Raw genomic sequence first — 19112 nt, 5'->3', positions numbered from 1 at the left:
CTCCCTTTAAGCCACACCAAATTTCTTCCTTTTCGCCATAACAAACTCTTTTAGTCTTTTTATGTTTAAAGTGTTAATGACATCTTTCTTCTCAACCCAACCCCTCCGTGCCGTTCCAACGCCAAGTTTCATCATCCACATATGGTCTCTGTGGTGAGCATCGGTACCAAGGGAAAACTTAACACCAAATCTTTTGGCAAGACGGCAGTTTGAATCTTTAAGGTCAAGTCTGTTGTAGTAACAGTTTATCTCAAGCGCCGTTCCCGTCTCCGCAGCGGTTTTAAATATCTTTTCAAGGTCAAGAGGATAAGCTTCCCTTGCCCCTATAACCCTTCCGGTTGGATGACCTATAACGTTGACGTAAGGATTCTCTATAGCCTTCAGTATCCTTTCTGTATTATCTTCGTTAAAGCGTGAATGAACAGAAGCAACGACAAAATCAAGCGTTTTCAAAACTTCATCATCATAGTCAAGCCTTCCGTCAGGCAGTATGTCCACCTCCGTACCCTTCAAGAGAACAAGTTTACCGTTCAATTTTTCATTCCACCTGTCTATTTCATAGTTCCGCCTCATAAGGTCTTCTTCTGAAAGCCCAGAAGCTATTTTCAGAGATTTTGAATGATCTGTAATCGCTATGTATTTATATCCTCTCTTCAGAGCTTCATCTATCAAATCTTCAATTTTAGAAGCACCGTCTGACCAGTTTGAATGAACATGAAGATCACCCTTTATCTCAGAAAGTTCTACAAGGTCTGGAAGCTTATGTTCAAAAGCCGCCTCTATCTCGCCCGTATCTTCTCTTATTTCCGGTGGTGGCGTATCCATACCGAGGGCAGAGTATATCTCCTCCTCCGTTTTACCTGCAATTCTCTCTTCACCTCTAAAAAGCCCGTATTCGTTGAGTTTAAGGCCATTCTTAACGCATATAGTTCTAAGATGAATGTTATGAGCACGAGAACCTGTAAAATATTGAAGCGCTGCACCGAAGCAATCCGGTTCTGTTACCCTTAAATCAACCTGCTCACCCTCTTCAACAATTATCGTTGCTTTCTTCGTCCCTTTCCAGAGAATTTCTTTCACGTTTGGAAGGGAAACAAAAGCCTCAATAATCTCAAGGTTTTTACCAGTTGCAAGAATATCTATATCCCCAACTGTCTCCTTCATGCGCCTTGTAGAGCCAGCAACAGATATATGTTCAACAAACGCCTGGCTTTTAAGCTGTTCTACTATCCTGTCAACGATAAACACCGCCACACCAAGCAAAATCCTGCCGTGAGACTTCTCAAGAAGCTCTATACCTTTTCTTATTTTCTGAACCTTCTTCTCACGAAAACCTGGAAGCGTGCAGAGTTTTCCCTGTTCTATCGCCCTTTTTAAGTCTTCAAGGCTTCTTACACCAAGCTTTTCGTAGAGAAGTTTAACCGTTTTTGGACCGACTCCAGGAATGTCAAGAAGTGTGAAAATCGTATCAGGAACTTCCGTCTTAAGCTTTTCAAACTCTTCAATCTTTCCCGTTTTCAAAAACTCAAGAATCTTTGCCTGCAGGCGCTTTCCTATGCCTGGCAGAGAAGAAAGTTTCCCTTCTTTTGCAAGTTCCTCTATATCCTCTGATAGGTCATTTATTATTCTTGCCGCATTTCTGTAAGCTCTTATATGATAGGGATTGTCCCCTTTAAATTCTAAGATATCCGCCCACTCATCAAATATCCTGGCAAGTTCTTTATTTTTCATTTTCTTCTTCCTTTAGAAGGTTACAGTTTCATAAAGTTCCGGAATAACCGGCTTTATCCCTGTATCTTTTAATATAGCCTCACTGTAGTCTTTCATCACTTCTTTTTCACCGTGAACAAGAACAATTTGGGTATCTTTTTTTACACCCTTTTTTATCCAATCAATAAGCTGCGGTTTATCGGCGTGAGAAGAAAAACCGTTAATAGTGTAAACTTTTGCATTTACCTTTATGTACTCGTTGAAAATCTTTACCTTTTTCTTTCCTTCAACAATTTCCCTTCCCGTTGTCCCTTCCGCCTGATAACCAATAAATATTATGGAGCTGTTTCTGTCCCAGAGATGGTGTCTCAAATGGTGAAGAATTCTGCCGGCAGTGCACATGCCATTACCGGCAATTATGATGGCATTTGACTTAACGTTATTTATCTTCATAGATTCCTCAACGGTTCGCGTAAACGTTAAACCAGAAAAATTTAGCGGATCTCCTTTCCTAAAAAGTTTAAGTGTATCTTTATCAAAACACTCTCTATGACGTTTAAAAGTTCTCGTAATAGAAATGGCAAGAGGGCTATCAAGGAAAACCTTACACCTTGGAATTTCGCCTTTCTCTATAAAAAGTTTCAAAAAGTAGAGAATATCCTGAGCCCGTTCAAGTGCAAAAGAAGGAATGAGAACAACACCGCCCCTTCTAAACGTGTCAACTATCGCCTCTTTAAGTTCAGCAACAGACTCTTCAATCGATTTATGAACCCTGTTTCCGTAAGTTGACTCAACAATCAGAACATCCGCCTTTTCGGGATAAGAAGGATCAGGAACAAACGGTTTTCCTTTATTTCCAAGATCTCCATAATAGATGACTCTTTTTCCTTCAATTTCTATCTCTACAAAAGATGAACAGAGAATATGTCCTGCGTCTTTCAACCTAAATCTGACATTACCTGTTTCAACCCACTCACCGTAAGGAATTGGCTCAAAAAAGTCAAACACATCAAAAACGTCATCAAGAACAAAGAGCGGCTCAACAGGAGGCAACCCTTCCCTCAATCTCTTTCTATTAACTGTTTCTATCGACTCTTCCTGAACCTGAGCAGCATCCATCAGTATAAGCCTTGCAATGTCTATCGTTCCGGAAGTCGCATATATCTTTCCTTTAAAACCTTTTTTAACAAGCAGCGGAAGACGACCGCAGTGATCAAGATGTCCGTGGGAAAGAATCACAAAACTAACGTCAGAAGGATTAAAAGGAAACGTATAGTTAAGGTTTTCAAGCTCTACACCACCCTGGAACTGGCCACAGTCAAGAAGGAACTTCGTTTTTTCAGTCTCTACAAGATGACAGCTCCCCGTAACAACCTGTGCTGCTCCACAGAACGTTATTTTCATAGCTCTAACCCTTTTCTTATATCTCCTTCAGTCGCGGGCCCGAGAATAACCTTCACGATTTTGCCATCTTCAACTAAAATTTCTGAAGGCGTAGCAAGAATCCCAAACTTCCTTGCAAACTCCGGTTTTTCATTGACATTTATCCTGACAACCTTTACTTTCGCATCTTTAACAAGCTTTTTTATAATGGGTTCCATTGCCTTACACGGCTGACATGTAGGCGAGTAGAAATAGACAAGTCCTTTTCCTTTTTTCAGACGGGCAAACTCTCCGTCAAGTACTGGAAGAGGTTTCCCCTTCATTCTTCTGGACTTAAATCCCCAATAAATCCTTAGAAGGATAATAAATGAAAGATAGAGAAAAGCTACGAAAAAGAAGGCTTTTGCAATATAGTAAAAAATCCTAATGGCAGTGTCCATAAGACCTCCACACCTTTTAGTCTCTATTTGATTTTACCATTTCAAAAAGAAAAGCCCCCTTTAAGAGGGGGCTCAACAGTTAACAAAGAAAACCTTTACAGGCGAACAACTTTCAGCGTCTCAAACTTAGCACCGAACATGTGAACAGAACAAGAAATGCAAGGGTCATAAGCCCTTATCATCATCTCTGCATATTTTTTAATAGTAGCTTCATCCTCTGATGAGAGCCTATCAGCAAGAGACTTTAAATCTTTCTCCATGTTCGCCTGAAGCTGTGCCGTCGGTGTAATTATGTTGGCATTGGTACACCTGCCGTTTTCATCAAAAGAGTATTTGTGGTAAAGAGTACCCCTCGGTGCTTCTTTAAGTCCAAAACCGGTTCCCGCTTTGGGTTTAACGTCAACCCTTGAAACTGAAGGATAATCGGCAAGTATTGCATCTATAAGCTCTATTCCTTCTTGAACAAGTTCTAAAAGCTCAATTGTCCTCGCAACATTCTGATGCAAACTATTATTGGAAGGAAACTTAATTCTCATTTTTTTCACAATCTCTTTGGTTTTAGGCCTGAGAGAGTCAATGTGAAGATTAATTCTTGCAAGAGGTCCAACGAGAAACGGTTTTCCCTCTATAGTTGACTGCTTGGCCATAGAATATCCATTAAAAGTTTCTGTCACAAACATTTCAAATTCATTTTTAGTAAATACCGTTCCATCTGAGAGGTACATTTCATTACCAACGAAGGCAAGCTTATCCTTTGATATTGCCATTTGAAGAATTGGCGGATCATTAAGCTCCGGATAGTCAAGGGAATCAAAGAGCTTAACGGTATCTTCTACATCCACGATAACGTCTTCAAGCTGCTCTTTTAGAGCCAACAGCTCTTCTTTCGTTGGATAGGTAGCAAATCCACCGGGAATGATGTTTTCACCATGAAAATGCTTACCTGTAATCGTTTTCATTATAGTATTACCCAGGTTTTTCATCTTAAATGCACGCTTAACAACGTTTGGATACTCTTTTGCCATAGCGAGGGCAGAATCGTATCCCATGTAGTCAGGAAGTGCCAGGAAGTAAACGTGGAGAGCGTGACTTTCAAAAAATTCGCCAACGATGAGCAGTCTTCTTAAAAGCTCTATTGGCTCCGGTACTGTCACGTTAAAAGCATCCTCAATAGCTCTTACAGAAGCTATACGGTGAGAGACATAACAGATACCGCATATTCTTGAAACAACCTTTGGAATGTCTGTCCAGAGTCTCTCTCTTACGGTGTATTCATAAAATCTCGGTCCTTCAGTTATCCTTACCTTAACATCTTTTACCTTATCACCTTCAAGGATTATCTCTATGGCACCATGGCCCTCAACCCTTGTTAAGTGATCTACTTTTATCTCTTTCTTCATCATTCAACCCCTGCATCTTTTAGTTTTTCTTTCAGGTAGTTGCCGCGGAAAACTTTCATAAAGTTAATCAAATCTTTACCTTTAAGGCCTCTCGCAGAAAGAACTTCAACCATCTTCCTGTAATTAGGTGCATCGTGATCACCACGGCAACCCTGACAACCAAGCCCTTTTGATGTACATGGCGCTCCACAGCCTGCTGCTGTAATAGGGCCAAGACAGAAAAGACCTTGCAGTGTTCTACATTCAGTTTCTGAAAGTTTGCATTCGTAACAGACTGCCATTTTCGGGAAGAACGGCTTCACGCCGTTAAGCAGAAATGCAGCCGCATAGACAAACTGCTTTCCATCAACAGGGCATCCCGGTAGAGAATAGTCAACCTTTACAACTTCTTCAACAGGTCTTGCGTGAGTAATTTCAAACGGCATATCCGTCGTGCCATAAACAGTTTCCAATAACTCTTCAAGCGGTACATCATTGTTGTTCGCCTGAATGCCACCAAAGCAGGCACATGTTCCTATTGCAACGAGAATTTTCGCCTTTTCCCTCCCCTTTTTGACCATTTCTTCATCAAGGGAAGAAGAAACAGAACCTTCAACAAAAAGAACATCAAGCTCTTCATCAAGTGTATTGGCACTGCTACCTATAGGAAAATACTTAATCTCTGTTAGATCTAAAAGCTTTAAGAGTGCCTCTTCGTAGTTAAGTATCTCACACTGACATCCAGCACAGCTTGTAAGATACATTATTCCAATCTTTGGCTTTGCCATACCGCACCTCTTAAATCATTTTTGGTAGATTTTTCGTATCCCAGAGTGGAAAGATAGGACCGTCAACACACGTAAACTTGTAACCCACCTGACAGTGACCACACTTCCCTACACCACATTCCATTTTTCTCTCAAGAGAAACGAATACTTTACTCTCCTGATAGCCATTCTTTATAAGTTCGGCTCCAATAAATCTATAGGCCACAGGTGGCCCACAAACGGCCACATAGGTATCGGCAGGATCAAGTTTAACCTCTGAAATTAAAGAGGTAATAAGTCCTTCTCTTTCTGTCCAGGCTTTATCCTCTTCCGTTTCCACCCTATCAAGTATGTAGAGACACTTAATATCATCCCTCTCATTTAATCTTCTAAGCTCATCCTTATAAAGAACCGCTTCATAGTTTCTTGTTCCGTAAAGCAGATAAACCTCTTTGTACTTCTCCCTCTTGTCCAGGATGTACCAGACAAGGGAACGAAGTGGTGCCATACCAAGACCACCGGCAATAATCAGAACGTTGTGACCTTCCATAAGGTCAACAGGGAAAGAATTGCCATAAGGACCTCTCAAACCTAAAATGTCACCACACTTCATGCTGTGAAGAACTTCCGTTTTTCTTCCAACTTTTCTTACAGTCAGTTCTATAGTTCCCTTTCTGGTAGGTGAAGAACAAATAGAAATCGGAATCTCACCGGCCTTTGGAACAGTTAACATAACAAACTGACCTGGCTTGTGACTCCACTTCTCGTTAAGTTCCTCTTCAACAAACACAAAGGAAAACTTCTTATGATCAGGTGCAAGATCCTCTATATCTGTAATCCTGACCCTCTGAGGTTTAAAAGGATCATGCACTGTGGATATCGTTAGTAACTTTTCCAAACTCTTCTTCATCTCCCGCTCCTCTCAGTTTTTTAAGTGTATCAACAATTCTTATACCTGCAGGACATTCATGCTGACATCTACCACAACCGACACACCCAAACCTTTCAATCTGATAAGGATAACCGACAAACTTGTGATAGTAGCGGTTCCTGAAGCGCTCCTTAGTGTTTTCATGGAACCTGTGTCCACCTGCAACAAGAGAATAGTATGGATACTGACAGGAAGTTATAAACTCTATCCGCGTAACCACCTTTCCATCTATTGAAGGCATATCTACGCTGGTGTAACAGAAACAGGTTGGACAGGTATTTGTACATGTACCGCAGCTAAAACACCTCTCTGCCTCTTCTTCCCAGATCTCAGAATCATACTCAAGCTCAATAACCTGAGTAATTCTTTCAAGATCAGGAATATTTTTTTCCTTAAACAGGTGTTTTTTCTCTGCAGTAACCTTTTTATAGAGAGAAAGCTCCTTTTTAGAAATATCCCTAAACAGAGAATCTAAAGAGTGGATAATCTCATCACCTTTAACACTTCCTATGGAAACAAAGTAGCTATCTCCAATATCGGTAAAGAAAAGGTCCCAGCTGGTACCATCAGGAAAAGCTGTTCCGGTAGAGATACAGAAGCAATCATCATCTGGAACACAGGAAATACCTATCAAAATGGTCTCTTTTCTTGCCGCAAGATAGCGTGGATCAGGATTTTCACCCTTAAGGTATACCGCATCAAGAATGGCGATACCGTGAAGATCGCAGGAGTGCACCCCGAAAATTACCTGAGGCTGCGGCTTAAAGTTTTCAACAAATTCCATTTTTTCAGGACTGTACTCAAACCGCTCCCTCAAATATCCGAGGATAAACTTCTTGGGTGGCAGAATCGTTCTGACATAGTCCGTTTCCACCTTTGAGACATCATCAATTTCAGAGAAGACATACTTCTCTTTCTTTTTTACCGGCGCAATGAGCCTTCCGAACTGCCTGACCCCTTCTAAAAATGGTGAAAGGTTTTCCTTCGGAAGGATTTTCGCCTTTTCAAGCTGAAAGTTCATCATACCCTCCTGTTGGGGAATTGAGACACAGTTAGTATAAGGAAATTTTGATATTATGTCAAGAATTGATAAATAATATTACTGAAAACATTAAAGATTACACGAGTTATTAAGAAACAAAATAAAAATGCGACAACCAGAGGGTTGCCGCATTATGAAAAAACTGTATCAACCATCAATAATACTTCCAATTACCTATAATTAAATCATATTTTCCAACATTATTCTGAAGCTGGTCTGCAAACTGCTCAAGAAGGTAAAGTTCCGGATCATCCGTTGCAGCTGTTCCGTTTGAAAGAAGAGCAATCCACTTGTCAATTTCCTCTTCGGAAATACCGGCAACAGCTCCGCTTAGTATTAGATCCCCTACATTTAACTTACCACCCGTCAATATACCGAGCGTAACAAGATTACCGTTCTCCGCAAGCCAGCGCCTTCCGTGTCCACCTCTTGAAGAAACCTCAAGATCAAGAGAACCAAGATTCATGTCACCATTTGACCATAGCAGAAGATTAATGTTTTCAGATATACTTCCTCCTCTTCCCCCTTTATGAGAAAGAGAAAGAACATTCCAATCACCAAGGTCTATAGCGCCTTTAGCAGCTATCATTATATTCCCATTTGTTACATTTGAAGAACCCCAGCTGCCGCAGTTCTTTTCCATCACATTTATCAGGGCATTACCCATGCAGCCACCATGACCTCCTCTCCTCAAAGTAGAATTTGACGGACTTCCAGTAATGTTCCCACCCGCGTAGATAAGAACATTGTAATCGTACCCTTTGCCTCTTATATCTATCGGAGCGTTTAACTCAACATCACCATTAAGTGCTATCAATCCAGCTGTCCTGTTGCCACTTCTCCTCCAGCAACCACAACCAAGACGTATCTGTTCATCCACCTTTATATCACCATCAAGGGAAACATAGGTAACTTCTGTTTCACCTCCCCTAAATCTATGACCTTGGCTACCTGTAATATCTATGTCATCTTTAGCGTAAACCACCACAGGGTCACCTGTATAACTTATCCCGTTAGACTCTATACCTCCGTTGGTATTACACAGAACAACTGTCCCATCTCCGGTTATATCTGTAAAAGTCAAAGAAGTTCCATTTGAAAAATAAACCTTATCTCCCTGCACTCTCGTCACATCCGTATAATCACAGGTTCCCGAATTAAACACCGTATCTGTAACTGAAGGAACAAATGGAACAGAAGCACCACCTGTAAAAGGTTTAAGAGTAACATTTTCCCCAAGCGTGGGCGACTTAGAGATAAAAGTGGCGTTATAGGCCATCCCGTTAAATTCAAGACTGTTACCTGGAGAAGTTTTAAACTGTCCACCCGTCCTGAAAGAGGTAATATCGGGGAAAGGTTCATCCATTGAAAGATAATCCATCGTGAAATTATCTTTTGCAGCAAACGAAGAAAATGCCCCCGAAGTCCAGAAATTCACAACAACACGCCTGCTGGCACTGTTAAAGGCACCGGTCGCAATAATCTCTCCTTTTCCCGTCGTCTGATTATAAACTACCGAGACATTGTAACCTGAATTACCTAAACTTCCAGAAAAGGCAGAAAAGTTCCCTTCCCATTTAATACGGGATATGGCTCTTTGAGCACCTGCCTCAGCAGCAAGTAATGCCTGCTGTGCATCTTTCGTCGTCCTTGTACCCTTGGTTTCTTTAGTAATGACATAACCTGCAATTCCACCTGCAACAGACAAAACAGCAATAACCCCTAAAACGGTAACTAAAACAATCCCTTCCCGTTTTTTCTCCATAAAATCCTCCTCCAACCTGCTTTTTCTAATAAGAATAATTTATATCATTAGTTTAAAATTACAAGATGGCGTTATATAAGTTTAATATTTTGATTATTAATAAAATTTAAATTGGTTCCGACTTAAAATTTTTGCCTGATCTCTTTAAGAAAATTGTGAGCAAGACGAGTTGGTTCCGGTAATCTGTATTTAGTAATAGATGAAAGAACAAGATTTCGGGCACCTTCAATATCAATTAAATTACCAGGTGAAACATAAACAGGTTTAACTTTGTCCTTCGTTCTTAAAACCACACCCAATTTTTTATCACTGTATTTATCATAAATATAAGTAAAATCCCCCTTTTTTTCGCCTGGAAATTTAAACACACCAAAGAGAGGTTTCTTTGCACACCCAACTGCCGGCACACTGAGTACAACACCAAGATGGGCAGCAATTCCAAGACCTCTTGGATGAACGATACCGTGACCATCAACAATAACAACATCCGGTTTTTCTTTTATCATACGAAAAGTCTTCAAAAGAAGAGGTATTTCTCTAAAAGCTAAAAAACCAGGAACATACGGAATATTAACTTCACCTATCGCATACACTCTTTCCACAATCTCAAGCTCTGGATACCTCAAAATAACAAAAGCAGCTATACCTGTCGTTGGCGTTTTAAAGGGATTCAGGAAGGTAAGATCACATCCCCCAACCAACTTCACGGGCTTTTTAAAAGGACATAACTTTATTTGCCTTCTTAAAATCTTCTGTGCGTAAGCTGCCCTTTTAAAATCAAACATCAAGTATGGCTCCTTGAAAAGAGTATCAGACCCAGGGAAAAGAATATAGCCTCTGGAGCAAAGCTGGCATACAGAGGAGGTAGAACACCACTTTTGCCAAGACTGTTAAAAAATGAAATTGTAATCCACATTAAAACTGTAATACCAATGGCAACAGCCGCCGTATACCCCTTTTGATTCCGGGGATTAAAAGCACCAAGTGGAATGCCTATCAGAGTAGCTACAATGGAAACAAGAGGTAGAGCTATTTTGTTGTAAAGTTCTACCTCATAGGTAGTAATGTTGTAACCAAGAGCCTTAAGATGTCTTATCATCCTGATAAGAGAAAAGAGTTCCATCTTTTCCGGATCAGCAGAATAGACCTTCAGACCCTTAAGTGAAATTTTCAAATTAACCTTCAATTCTTCAAAGTAATGGAACAAATTTTTTGAAAAATCTCTCACATAAACATTTTTAAGCATCCATTCATTGTTGCCTAAATATTTAATACTTAAAGCATCTGTCCTACCTACGGGTTTAAAATCAGAGTTCAATTTAATCATAGAGAAATGCTTCCCTTCACCGTCAGCAAAATTTAATTTCTCAATAGAGATAAACTTATCGTCCAGCTTACTCCATATCTGTGCTCCAATAATTAGCGGTTTTCTCTTCCCAGAACTTATCAGAAGCTGCTTTTCCACTTTTGCAGCGGCAGGAACGGCCACCTCCTCAACAGAAAAAGCAAAGACTGAAACTATAAAAGAAAAAATGATAAATGGAAGAGAAAATCTGTAAAGACTTATTCCTAAAGATTTGATTACAAGAAGTTCATTTGTTGATGAAAAATCGGCAACGGTAACCATGACAGAAACAAGAACAGCCACAGGAAGCATTCTAACGGTATAAATAGGAAGTCTCGACAAAACTAAAAGAAGAACATCTTTCAAATGACCTCCACCAGCCTGATCTACTCTGCCTACAAAATCTATAATAAGAAAAAGAATAATTAGAACAGAAAAGATAAGCAAAAAGTATTTCAACAGCCTTTTAAAAGCATAAACATCTAACTTCTTAAACATTCACCACCTACTTCACATAAGTTTCCGAAATAACTCTGCGGTGAAACACAAAAAACATAAAAGCGAATATAAAATCAACGGCAAGAGGCAGAGCGAAAAGTCCCGACTTTATCGCCACTTTCTTGGCAACGGTATATAAAACATAATAGGAAACTATCATAAACAGCCCAAGAAGAACAGCCGTCCCTATAGAACCCCTTGGTATTGAAGCGGCTATCGTAAATGATAAAAGTCCCATAATTAGAGGCGTTAAAGCTATTGATAGCCTTTTAAAAAACTCCACTTTATCATCAAAACGCCATCTATTTAACAGAGCAAACATATTCAAATACTTTGATGAGGAAAACGAGTCACCACCTGTAAACCTGTAAACAACAAGCGTGTATGATTTAAAACGGAGAAGCTTTAAATTTTGAGGTCTATTCCAGTCAAGAAACTGTCCAACACCGTCTTTAATATCAAGATATACCGTCCCATTTTCCGTCCTTATTCTGCCATAACTGGCAAAGATTGTTATTTTTTCATTTTTTTTATTAACAGAAACCATAAAATCTTCAAGAATTCCTCTTTCAGGAAAAACTTTCTCTGCATAAAACGTTACACCGGGAAAATTTGAAGTGAAACTACCGGGTGTTATACTCAACGAAAGCTTCTTTCTGACAAGTTCCTGTATCTGCTTTTTTATAGACACGTTACTGGCCGGCATCACAAACATAACAGAGACAAAACTGATTAATGTAAGAATAAAAGAAATCAAAAAGATTGGTCTAAGCAGTTCCGCTACACTTATGCCGCAAGCTCTCATCGCTATTATTTCGTTCCTACTGTTCATAAGGAAGAAAACTATCAAAACGGCAAATGTTAGAGACATGGGTATCAGAAAGCCCAAAAATGAAGGCACCATTTTAAAAAGAATAACAAAGAGAGAAGAAACAGGTATCCCGTATCCTAGTATCGTTTCAGCTATAAAAGAGGCACGGTTCATAATCACTATCAAAATAAACACGACGAAAAGCAGTAAAAAAAGACGCACAATCTCTTCTAAAACATATCTATGCAGAACTTTCATTTCTTCTTTCTTATCCTGTACCAATCAACAACAAGAGAACTTGCTATAAATATAGATGAATAGGTACCTGTTATGATTCCGACAAGAAGTGCGAATGAAAAGTTATTTATAGTACTACCGCCAAACAAAAAGAGACAGAGAACAACAAAGAATGTCGTAAGAGAAGTTATTATTGTTCTTGAAAGGGTTTGATTAATGCTATCATTTACAAGTTCTTCAAAAGGCTTTGAGTTTTTATATATTTGCATATTTTCCCTTATTCTGTCAAAGACAACAATCGTATCATTGATAGAATAACCTATAACCGTAAGGATAGCAGCAACAACAGAAAGATTAAATTCTCTTCCTGTAACCATAAGAAAACCTACAGTAATAAGAGCATCATGAAGAAGGGCTAAAACAGAGGTAACGGCGAAAACCGGTTCAAATCTCCATGCTACATATATCAGGATGGCGATAAATGAATAAAGAACCGCCAGCAGTCCTTTTTCTTTCAATTCTTTTCCCACCGCAGGACCTATCATTTCAACTTTCAAAATCTGAACTTTATCTTTAAGTTTATCTGTCAACGTTGTCTTTATTTCTTCAACAATACGGTTAACATTATTGGCAGCGGGAACTTTCAAAATATACTCATTTCCTGTTTGAATCTGCTGAACTGTTATACCATTTCCTATATCTGTTTTCTTGAAAATTTTCCGCAATTTTTCGGCATTCACACTTCCTTCAACTTTTACCTGAACCAAAACACCACCGGTAAAGTCAATACCAAAACGAGGCCCTTTATAAAGACCGTAAACCCAGGTTCCTACAATCAAAAGAAGGGAAATTGCATAAGCTATATACCTCTTTCCTATAAAATCAAACTGTCTTTCCATGCCCTTTTACTCCTTAGATGCTAAAAAGCTGAGGTTTGTATTTAACTATCACATCAAGAATAACTTTTGTAACAAAAACAGCAGTAAACATGCTGCAGAGAATACCAAGGGAAAGTGTTACGGCAAAACCTTTAATCGGTCCTGTTCCAAACTGGAAAAGAACTGCCGCAGAAGCAAGTGTTGTTACATTGGCATCAAGAATTGTACTCCAGGCAGAAGAAAATCCAACTTCAACGGCAGATATAAGAAATCGGCCTTTTTTAAGTTCTTCTCTTATACGCTCAAAAATAATAACGTTAGCGTCAACAGACATACCTATTGTCAGGATATAACCTGCGATACCTGGAAGCGTAAGCGTTGCTCCAAGAAGCGCAAGAAGAGCCCACAGAAGAATAACATTCATCATAAGAGCAACATCGGCTACAAAACCAGAAAACTTATAATAAACTATCATAAAAAGCATAACAATAATTAATCCAGCTACACCAGCTTTGATTCCCTTTACAATAGATTCATGACCGAGAGATGGTCCTATGGTAGTCTCTTCTATAATCTTTACAGGTGCAGGAAGTGCACCTGCCCTTAAAACAATAGCGAGATCTTTTGCTTCTTGATATGTAAACTGTCCTGTTATTTGACCCCTTCCACCAATCTGAGAACGAATCACAGGTGCTGATTGAACCTTATTATCAAGAACAATAGCAAGTCTTGTCCCTATGTGAGAAGCTGTATATTGCTCAAAAATCTTTGCACCCTGACTCTTAAGTTCAAAACTTACAGCCGGCATGTTGTATTCATCAACACTTGGATAGGCGTCTTTTAGATAAGCACCCGTCAGGATAGGTTCTCTTTTCACAAGATAATACAGCCTATTAACAACTTTGCCGTTTTTCTTAATTTCCTGAACAAGGATTTGCTCATCAGGCGGAACCTTTCCGCCAAGTTTCTTTAAAAGCTCCTCTTTTGAAGGTGCAACATCAATAACCTGTTTAAACTCAAGCTTTGCAACCCGCCCAAGTATTCTTTTAGCCCTTTCTGGATTTTTAACACCCGGAAGCTCAACTATTATCCTGTCTTTACCGCTCCTCACAATAACTGGCTCAGCAACGCCAAGCTCATCAATTCTGTTTCTTATCGTTTCAAGCGCCTGATTACAAAGTCTATCAGCTTCTTTCTGTTTATAAGAATTTTTCATTGACAGTCTTATCGTAGAACTACTTACTTTTTTAATATCAAATATGTTTCCATAATTTTTACTTAATAACTTCTCAGCCTGAGAAACCTTATCAGCATCAAGTAATTCAATTGAAATAGAAGTACCTTTCCTTTCAATATCAAGAACAGGAATATTCTCCTTTTGAAGCAACGTTTTAATTTCCCTCATATACGAAGAGGTTTCATCTTCAAGTGCTTTTTCTGTATCAACCTGGAGAACAAGATATGTTCCACCCTTAAGATCAAGTCCAAGATTTACCTTTTTAGTTAAGCTAACATAAACGGCACATAAAAGAACTGCAAAGATAAGAAGTATTCTCCATTTCAAATTTTTCATATCTCACTCCCACAGTACAGCTAAAATCAAGGACTTATTATACACGGTTTCCGTTAAATCTGTTAGCAAAAAAGAAAAAGCCCGCTTCAAAGCGGGCTTTTATTAGACTAAAAACATTTTCATTTATTCGGAATATCTTTATGGCAATCCAAACAAAGTTTTCCATTTTCCGTCTCCATCCTCATAAGCTGACGGGGATCATTCTTAAACTCAACATGTTCAAGATTCCTGAATGAAATGGTTTTGAGTGTGGCTTCAAAGTCTGCCTTCGCCACCTCTTCCCCAACTCCTAATAGAAGCTTACCTTCGTGTTTGTCAAATGAAGTCGGATGTGGATTGTGACATGTAATACAATGAATTTTTCCATTAACTGATGGAAGATTTGTAACTTCACACTTTTGTCCTACGTGCTCAAGAGCACCGGGATGTGGATTTTTGGTGTGGCATCCAACACAAACCCTAGTCGGGTCAGCAGTATTATTCTCCCCATGACAGTAAGCACACGTCTGCCTTAGCTTCTTACCCGAATAAAGCCACATACCTTCGTGAGGATTAAACTTTGCATAACACTCCTTACTGTGGCAGTTTAAACAAAAAGAAAGCGCTTGATTCTTTGCAACGTTACCTCTAAGAAACATATCTGACTCTTTTCCACTCATATCGTGGCAGGTAACGCATGTAACCTGACCGTTAGCAAGGGGAAAAGATGACGGAACATGAACACACTCCTTAGGTTCACCTTTACAGAGAACAGAGGTTACACAAGGCTTATGACACTTTAAACAATAAGAACTATCTGTGCCCGTATAACCTTTTCCACCACACTCAGCCGCAAGAGAGGCACTTCCCCCCATCACCATACCAATCATGAAGGCTAGCAAAAGTCTCCCTATCCTCATTCTTCTACTCCCTGTCCTGTTTTAGTTACATATATTCAAAAACTTCTAATAAACTTGTTTACTAAACATGCAAATTATAGCACAACTTAGAGATGCATCCTCATTTTATCACAATCAAGCAAGATTTTTTAGACCACTAACAAGTCCTAAATCTCTGATAAGCATAGCGTCATCCTTTAAAACTCTTCCCTTCGTAGTAAGATAATTCCCTACCATAAGACCATCTACAACCGCAACTGCAAAAGACTGCAGCTCGCCAAGGTTGTACTCCCGACCTCCACATATACGAATAACAGTGTTAGGGAAAAATATCCTTATACCGAAAATTATCCGCAAAACTTTAAGAGGTGTCAAGAAATTATTATACTCAAATTTAGTGCCTTTTATAGGATAAAGAAAATTTAATGGTATAGAATCAACTTCCAGTTCTTTTAAAGAGCTTAATAGAGAAAGAATATCCTCCGACGATTCCCCGAGTCCAAAAATACCCCCACTACAAACAGAAAAACCGATCTCCTTAGCCCTTGCTACCGTTCCATATCTATCTTCCCACTTTTGAACAGATGAAACGTAAGGGTAGAATTCCTTTGAAGTTTCAAGGTTGTGATGGTACCTGTCAATTCCACTTTCCTTTAGATAGATAAGTGCCTCTCTATCAAGCTGACCTAAAGAGGCACATAACTTAGCAGATGGAAAGTCCGCTTTTATCCTTTCAGCAACATCTCCTATTCTTTTAATCTCTTCTTTTGTAGGCTTTATACCACTGCACACAAAACTGAATCTATCAACACCTTTTGAAAGCATTGAAACAGCAGCATCGTACATCTCTTTCTCAGATAGGAGAGGATATGTCTTTATGTTAGCCTTACTCTCTTTCGATTGAGCACAAAACTTACAGTCAGAAGGACACTTTCCACTCTTTGCATTTAAGATAGCACAGGTCTCAATAAAGCGGCCTGAAAAGGAAAGCTTTATTTTAAAAACATCAGAGAAGATAGAGAAAACTTCTTCAGCCTTTAGTTTGAAAATATCTCTAACCGTCAATTTCATTTCTTCAATTTTTGAACGACAAGCTTCGTTATCTCTTTGAAGGTCTCTATAACACCAACACCTCTAATAGCAATAGCTTCAAAGTCAGGATAGTTCCACCTATTCAAATCCCTCCTCAAAACCTCTACAGGCAAGATGTTGGGCAGATCTCTTTTGTTATATTGAAAAACAAGTGGCGTCTCCTCAAACTTAATTCCAAGCTCCTTCATATTGTTAAGCATATCATCAAGTGTATCAAGATTAGCATCGTGTCTCTCTTCCTGAGAATCGGCAACAAAAACAATCCCATCAACACCTTTTAAAATAAGCTTTCTACTTATCTTGTAAATAATCTGCCCTGGCGTCGTGTAAAGATGAAATCTGACCTTAAAACCTTTAACAGTGGCAACCTCTATCGGAACAAAATCAAAAAAAAGCGTTCTCTCTGTCTCCGTGGCAAGGGTAATCAGTTCACCTTTGTTTTCCGGTCTTATATGGTCATAAATCCACTTAATATTTGCTGTTTTACCACTCAATCCCGGTCCGTAATAAACAATTTTACAGTTAATCTCTTTGGTCGCAAAATTTATTAGTGGCATTTACCGTCTCCGCCTTCCTTTATTCAAATAAATCGTCAATATCTATGTCTTCAAAGTTAATCTCTTTACCTATCTGCTCTTCCTGCTTAGATTTTCTCTCTATTTTACGTATTATTTCCTCAAGAATAGGCCTATATTTTTTCAATTTAACACGAATTATACCTAAGTTTGAGGCAAACTTTTCAAAAATTATTACAAGAATTAACTTTCCATCAAGAAGAGACATATAAATACCTTCATCTTCTGTTTCTGTAAAAGCATGATTCAAGGTTTTATCACCAAGTAACTTTGAAAGTGCTTCAGAAGCTGCAACGTTACCAGCGGTAAGCGATGCAAACGTAATATCGTTTGAAGTATAAGCCGGAGCATCACTCCGGCTTATAAGCTGACCCGCCTTGTCTATCAAAAATACAACTTTCGCTCTACTTTCTTCACACAAAGCTGTAAGAATCTCTCTGAGCCTTTTATCCTCTTCGGGTCTGATGCTTAACACTTTTTCTCTCCTTATAACTGCTCAAGTTTAAGAAGCCTTTCCCACCGTTTATCAACGTCTTCCTGAAGCTCTCTTATAAGATACTCATTTCCCGGCTTAAACATATGTTTAAACCTTCCCTGCTTCTTGAGGAACTCCTCTATCGGCTTTCTCTCCTTTGGTTTGTAATTTATTTTCCACTTACCATCTTCAACTTCAAAAAGAGGCCAATAGTTGGTTTCTACAGCGAGCTTTGATATCAAAATTCCCTCCTCCTCTTTTGCCCTCCAACCTCTCGGGCAGGTACAGAAAACATTCAGATAAGACGGCCCCTTAGTGTTTAACGCTTTCATAAATTTTCGCATAAAATCGTTAAAATGTGAAGGTGCTGCCTGAGCAACATATGGAATATTATGAGCTGCAGCTATCTCCGGCATCCACTTCTTTGGCTGAGGTTTACCCGCCATAACTTTTCCTGCCGGCTGAGTGGTTGTTGAAGCGTGCCTTGGTGTTGCACTCGAACGCTGAATACCAGTGTTCATATAAGCTTCATTATCGTAGCATACGTAGATAAAATCGTGTCCTCTCTCCATAGCACCAGAAAGGGACTGGAAACCAATGTCGTAAGTTCCTCCATCACCACCTAAAGCAACAAACTTAACCTTCTTATCTGAAGGAACCATTCCCTTTCTTTTGAGTGACTTGTAGGCAGCTTCAACACCTGAAATGGTAGCGGCTGCGTTTTCAAAAGCGTTGTGAATCCATGGAACCTTCCATGAAGTATGAGGATAGATAGATGTGCAAACTTCAACACAACCGGTGGCGTTTGCTATTATGAGCGTGTAGCCAGCAGCCTCTGCAGCCATAAACATCTGCCTAAGGATTATTCCGGCAACACAACCGGTACATAACCTGTGTCCCGGAGCTATACCTTCCCTTAAATCGGTTAAATCTCTAAGAGGTGGAACCTTTATCTCTCCTTTTGTAACAAACTTCGGTTTATCTGATACTTGTGCCATTATTTCCTCCATCAGTTATTATACTCTCAAATTGAGATAGGTTACAGGGGGAACTTCTTCACCTGCTGCCTTCCTCTTAACAACGTCAAACGCCTCTTCTATATGGTTTATGTTGCAGTCTCTTCCACCAAGTCCGTAGATGAGACCTGCAATAGGATAGAACCTGTTTCTTGTGTAAAGGGCTGTGCAGACTTCCTCAAAGAGAGGACCGCTGTATCCGCCAAAGGTTTCTGCTCTATCCATAACACCAATAGCCTTTGCGTTTGAAGCTACAATTGCATCAGCAAGATCATAATAAGGAAAGGGCCTGAAGGTTCTGATTTTTATAATTCCTA

Annotated in this window: 18 protein-coding genes and 1 pseudogene; all 19 read right to left on the bottom strand. The window is 39.3% G+C overall.

The features are described 5' to 3' along the window. Positions 1 to 6: 6 nt before the first annotated feature. Positions 7 to 1731 carry a DNA polymerase/3'-5' exonuclease PolX gene (gene polX, locus MV676_RS06180; RefSeq protein WP_297445867.1) on the bottom strand — a complete coding sequence of 575 codons (1725 nt, stop codon included), beginning with the start codon at positions 1729 to 1731 and terminating at the stop codon, positions 7 to 9. A gap of 12 nt (positions 1732 to 1743) precedes the next feature. Then, positions 1744 to 3114, bottom strand: coding sequence for an MBL fold metallo-hydrolase (locus MV676_RS06175; RefSeq protein ID WP_297445865.1), 1371 nt, complete (start codon positions 3112 to 3114; stop codon positions 1744 to 1746). Beyond that, positions 3111 to 3533 (bottom strand): thioredoxin family protein, encoded by a 423-nt coding sequence (locus MV676_RS06170; RefSeq protein WP_297445863.1) that lies wholly within the window; start codon positions 3531 to 3533, stop codon positions 3111 to 3113. Before MV676_RS06170 ends, MV676_RS06175 begins: the two co-directional genes overlap by 4 nt. Before the next feature lie 95 nt (positions 3534 to 3628). Next, positions 3629 to 4936, bottom strand: coding sequence for a Ni/Fe hydrogenase subunit alpha (locus MV676_RS06165; protein WP_297445861.1), 1308 nt, complete (start codon positions 4934 to 4936; stop codon positions 3629 to 3631). Then, the gene (locus tag MV676_RS06160; RefSeq protein WP_297445859.1) at positions 4933 to 5700 is read right to left on the bottom strand and encodes an NADH:ubiquinone oxidoreductase; all 768 of its coding nucleotides are present in this window, start codon (positions 5698 to 5700) and stop codon (positions 4933 to 4935) included. The genes MV676_RS06165 and MV676_RS06160 overlap by 4 nt, the downstream gene beginning before the upstream one ends. Before the next feature lie 10 nt (positions 5701 to 5710). Further along, positions 5711 to 6589, bottom strand: a complete 879-nt coding sequence (locus MV676_RS06155; RefSeq protein WP_297445857.1) for an FAD/NAD(P)-binding protein — start codon at positions 6587 to 6589, stop codon at positions 5711 to 5713. After that, a complete protein-coding gene (locus MV676_RS06150) occupies positions 6543 to 7631 on the bottom strand; it encodes a 4Fe-4S dicluster domain-containing protein (protein ID WP_022846261.1) in 1089 nt (362 codons plus the stop codon). The genes MV676_RS06155 and MV676_RS06150 overlap by 47 nt, the downstream gene beginning before the upstream one ends. A 175-nt stretch (positions 7632 to 7806) precedes the next feature. Then, the gene (locus MV676_RS06145; RefSeq protein WP_297445854.1) at positions 7807 to 9417 is read right to left on the bottom strand and encodes a hypothetical protein; all 1611 of its coding nucleotides are present in this window, start codon (positions 9415 to 9417) and stop codon (positions 7807 to 7809) included. A 122-nt stretch (positions 9418 to 9539) separates the two neighbouring features. Continuing rightward, the gene (locus MV676_RS06140; RefSeq protein WP_297445852.1) at positions 9540 to 10202 is read right to left on the bottom strand and encodes an endonuclease V; all 663 of its coding nucleotides are present in this window, start codon (positions 10200 to 10202) and stop codon (positions 9540 to 9542) included. Continuing rightward, positions 10202 to 11260: an LptF/LptG family permease gene (locus tag MV676_RS06135; protein ID WP_297445850.1), complete on the bottom strand. Its 1059-nt coding sequence runs from the start codon at positions 11258 to 11260 to the stop codon at positions 10202 to 10204. The genes MV676_RS06140 and MV676_RS06135 overlap by 1 nt, the downstream gene beginning before the upstream one ends. A 7-nt stretch (positions 11261 to 11267) precedes the next feature. After that, complete coding sequence (locus MV676_RS06130; protein WP_297445849.1) at positions 11268 to 12329, bottom strand: LptF/LptG family permease; 1062 nt, start codon at positions 12327 to 12329, stop codon at positions 11268 to 11270. Then, positions 12326 to 13207 (bottom strand): protein translocase subunit SecF, encoded by an 882-nt coding sequence (gene secF / locus MV676_RS06125; RefSeq protein ID WP_297445847.1) that lies wholly within the window; start codon positions 13205 to 13207, stop codon positions 12326 to 12328. Before secF ends, MV676_RS06130 begins: the two co-directional genes overlap by 4 nt. Before the next feature lie 13 nt (positions 13208 to 13220). Beyond that, positions 13221 to 14759, bottom strand: a complete 1539-nt coding sequence (secD, locus tag MV676_RS06120) for a protein translocase subunit SecD (RefSeq protein WP_297445845.1) — start codon at positions 14757 to 14759, stop codon at positions 13221 to 13223. A gap of 119 nt (positions 14760 to 14878) precedes the next feature. After that, positions 14879 to 15658, bottom strand: a complete 780-nt coding sequence (locus MV676_RS06115) for a hypothetical protein (protein WP_297445843.1) — start codon at positions 15656 to 15658, stop codon at positions 14879 to 14881. 114 nt (positions 15659 to 15772) lie between these two features. Then, on the bottom strand, positions 15773 to 16708 hold the full coding sequence (gene bioB, locus MV676_RS06110) for a biotin synthase BioB (protein ID WP_297445842.1): 936 nt from the start codon (positions 16706 to 16708) through the stop codon (positions 15773 to 15775). Then, on the bottom strand, positions 16705 to 17286 hold the full coding sequence (locus MV676_RS06105) for a GTPase domain-containing protein (RefSeq protein WP_022846252.1): 582 nt from the start codon (positions 17284 to 17286) through the stop codon (positions 16705 to 16707). Before MV676_RS06105 ends, bioB begins: the two co-directional genes overlap by 4 nt. Positions 17287 to 17305: 19 nt before the next feature. Next, positions 17306 to 17779: a roadblock/LC7 domain-containing protein gene (locus MV676_RS06100; RefSeq protein WP_022846251.1), complete on the bottom strand. Its 474-nt coding sequence runs from the start codon at positions 17777 to 17779 to the stop codon at positions 17306 to 17308. Between the two features lie 11 nt (positions 17780 to 17790). Further along, entirely contained in the window at positions 17791 to 18777 is a 987-nt protein-coding gene (locus MV676_RS06095; protein ID WP_297445838.1) for a thiamine pyrophosphate-dependent enzyme, read from the bottom strand. A gap of 18 nt (positions 18778 to 18795) precedes the next feature. Beyond that, positions 18796 to 19112 (bottom strand): annotated as a pseudogene (gene porA, locus MV676_RS06090) (pyruvate ferredoxin oxidoreductase); the annotation flags it as partial.

This window comes from Desulfurobacterium sp., from assembly GCF_027028515.1.
GTDB lineage: Bacteria > Aquificota > Aquificia > Desulfurobacteriales > Desulfurobacteriaceae > Desulfurobacterium_A.
This window is presented reverse-complemented; position numbering and strand designations above follow the sequence as displayed.

Excerpts from the sequence above, each read along its gene's own strand:
- secF (WP_297445847.1), bottom strand. The coding sequence starts at position 13,207 with ATGGAAAGACAGTTTGATTTTATAGGAAAGAGGTATATAGCTTATGCA.
- secD (WP_297445845.1), bottom strand. The coding sequence starts at position 14,759 with ATGAAAAATTTGAAATGGAGAATACTTCTTATCTTTGCAGTTCTTTTA.
- MV676_RS06175 (WP_297445865.1), bottom strand. The coding sequence starts at position 3,114 with ATGAAAATAACGTTCTGTGGAGCAGCACAGGTTGTTACGGGGAGCTGT.
- MV676_RS06155 (WP_297445857.1), bottom strand. The coding sequence starts at position 6,589 with ATGAAGAAGAGTTTGGAAAAGTTACTAACGATATCCACAGTGCATGAT.
- MV676_RS06170 (WP_297445863.1), bottom strand. The coding sequence starts at position 3,533 with ATGGACACTGCCATTAGGATTTTTTACTATATTGCAAAAGCCTTCTTT.
- MV676_RS06165 (WP_297445861.1), bottom strand. The coding sequence starts at position 4,936 with ATGATGAAGAAAGAGATAAAAGTAGATCACTTAACAAGGGTTGAGGGC.
- MV676_RS06115 (WP_297445843.1), bottom strand. The coding sequence starts at position 15,658 with ATGAGGATAGGGAGACTTTTGCTAGCCTTCATGATTGGTATGGTGATG.
- bioB (WP_297445842.1), bottom strand. The coding sequence starts at position 16,708 with ATGAAATTGACGGTTAGAGATATTTTCAAACTAAAGGCTGAAGAAGTT.
- MV676_RS06140 (WP_297445852.1), bottom strand. The coding sequence starts at position 10,202 with ATGTTTGATTTTAAAAGGGCAGCTTACGCACAGAAGATTTTAAGAAGG.
- MV676_RS06135 (WP_297445850.1), bottom strand. The coding sequence starts at position 11,260 with ATGTTTAAGAAGTTAGATGTTTATGCTTTTAAAAGGCTGTTGAAATAC.
- MV676_RS06130 (WP_297445849.1), bottom strand. The coding sequence starts at position 12,329 with ATGAAAGTTCTGCATAGATATGTTTTAGAAGAGATTGTGCGTCTTTTT.
- MV676_RS06095 (WP_297445838.1), bottom strand. The coding sequence starts at position 18,777 with ATGGCACAAGTATCAGATAAACCGAAGTTTGTTACAAAAGGAGAGATA.
- MV676_RS06160 (WP_297445859.1), bottom strand. The coding sequence starts at position 5,700 with ATGGCAAAGCCAAAGATTGGAATAATGTATCTTACAAGCTGTGCTGGA.
- MV676_RS06105 (WP_022846252.1), bottom strand. The coding sequence starts at position 17,286 with ATGCCACTAATAAATTTTGCGACCAAAGAGATTAACTGTAAAATTGTT.
- MV676_RS06145 (WP_297445854.1), bottom strand. The coding sequence starts at position 9,417 with ATGGAGAAAAAACGGGAAGGGATTGTTTTAGTTACCGTTTTAGGGGTT.
- polX (WP_297445867.1), bottom strand. The coding sequence starts at position 1,731 with ATGAAAAATAAAGAACTTGCCAGGATATTTGATGAGTGGGCGGATATC.
- MV676_RS06150 (WP_022846261.1), bottom strand. The coding sequence starts at position 7,631 with ATGAACTTTCAGCTTGAAAAGGCGAAAATCCTTCCGAAGGAAAACCTT.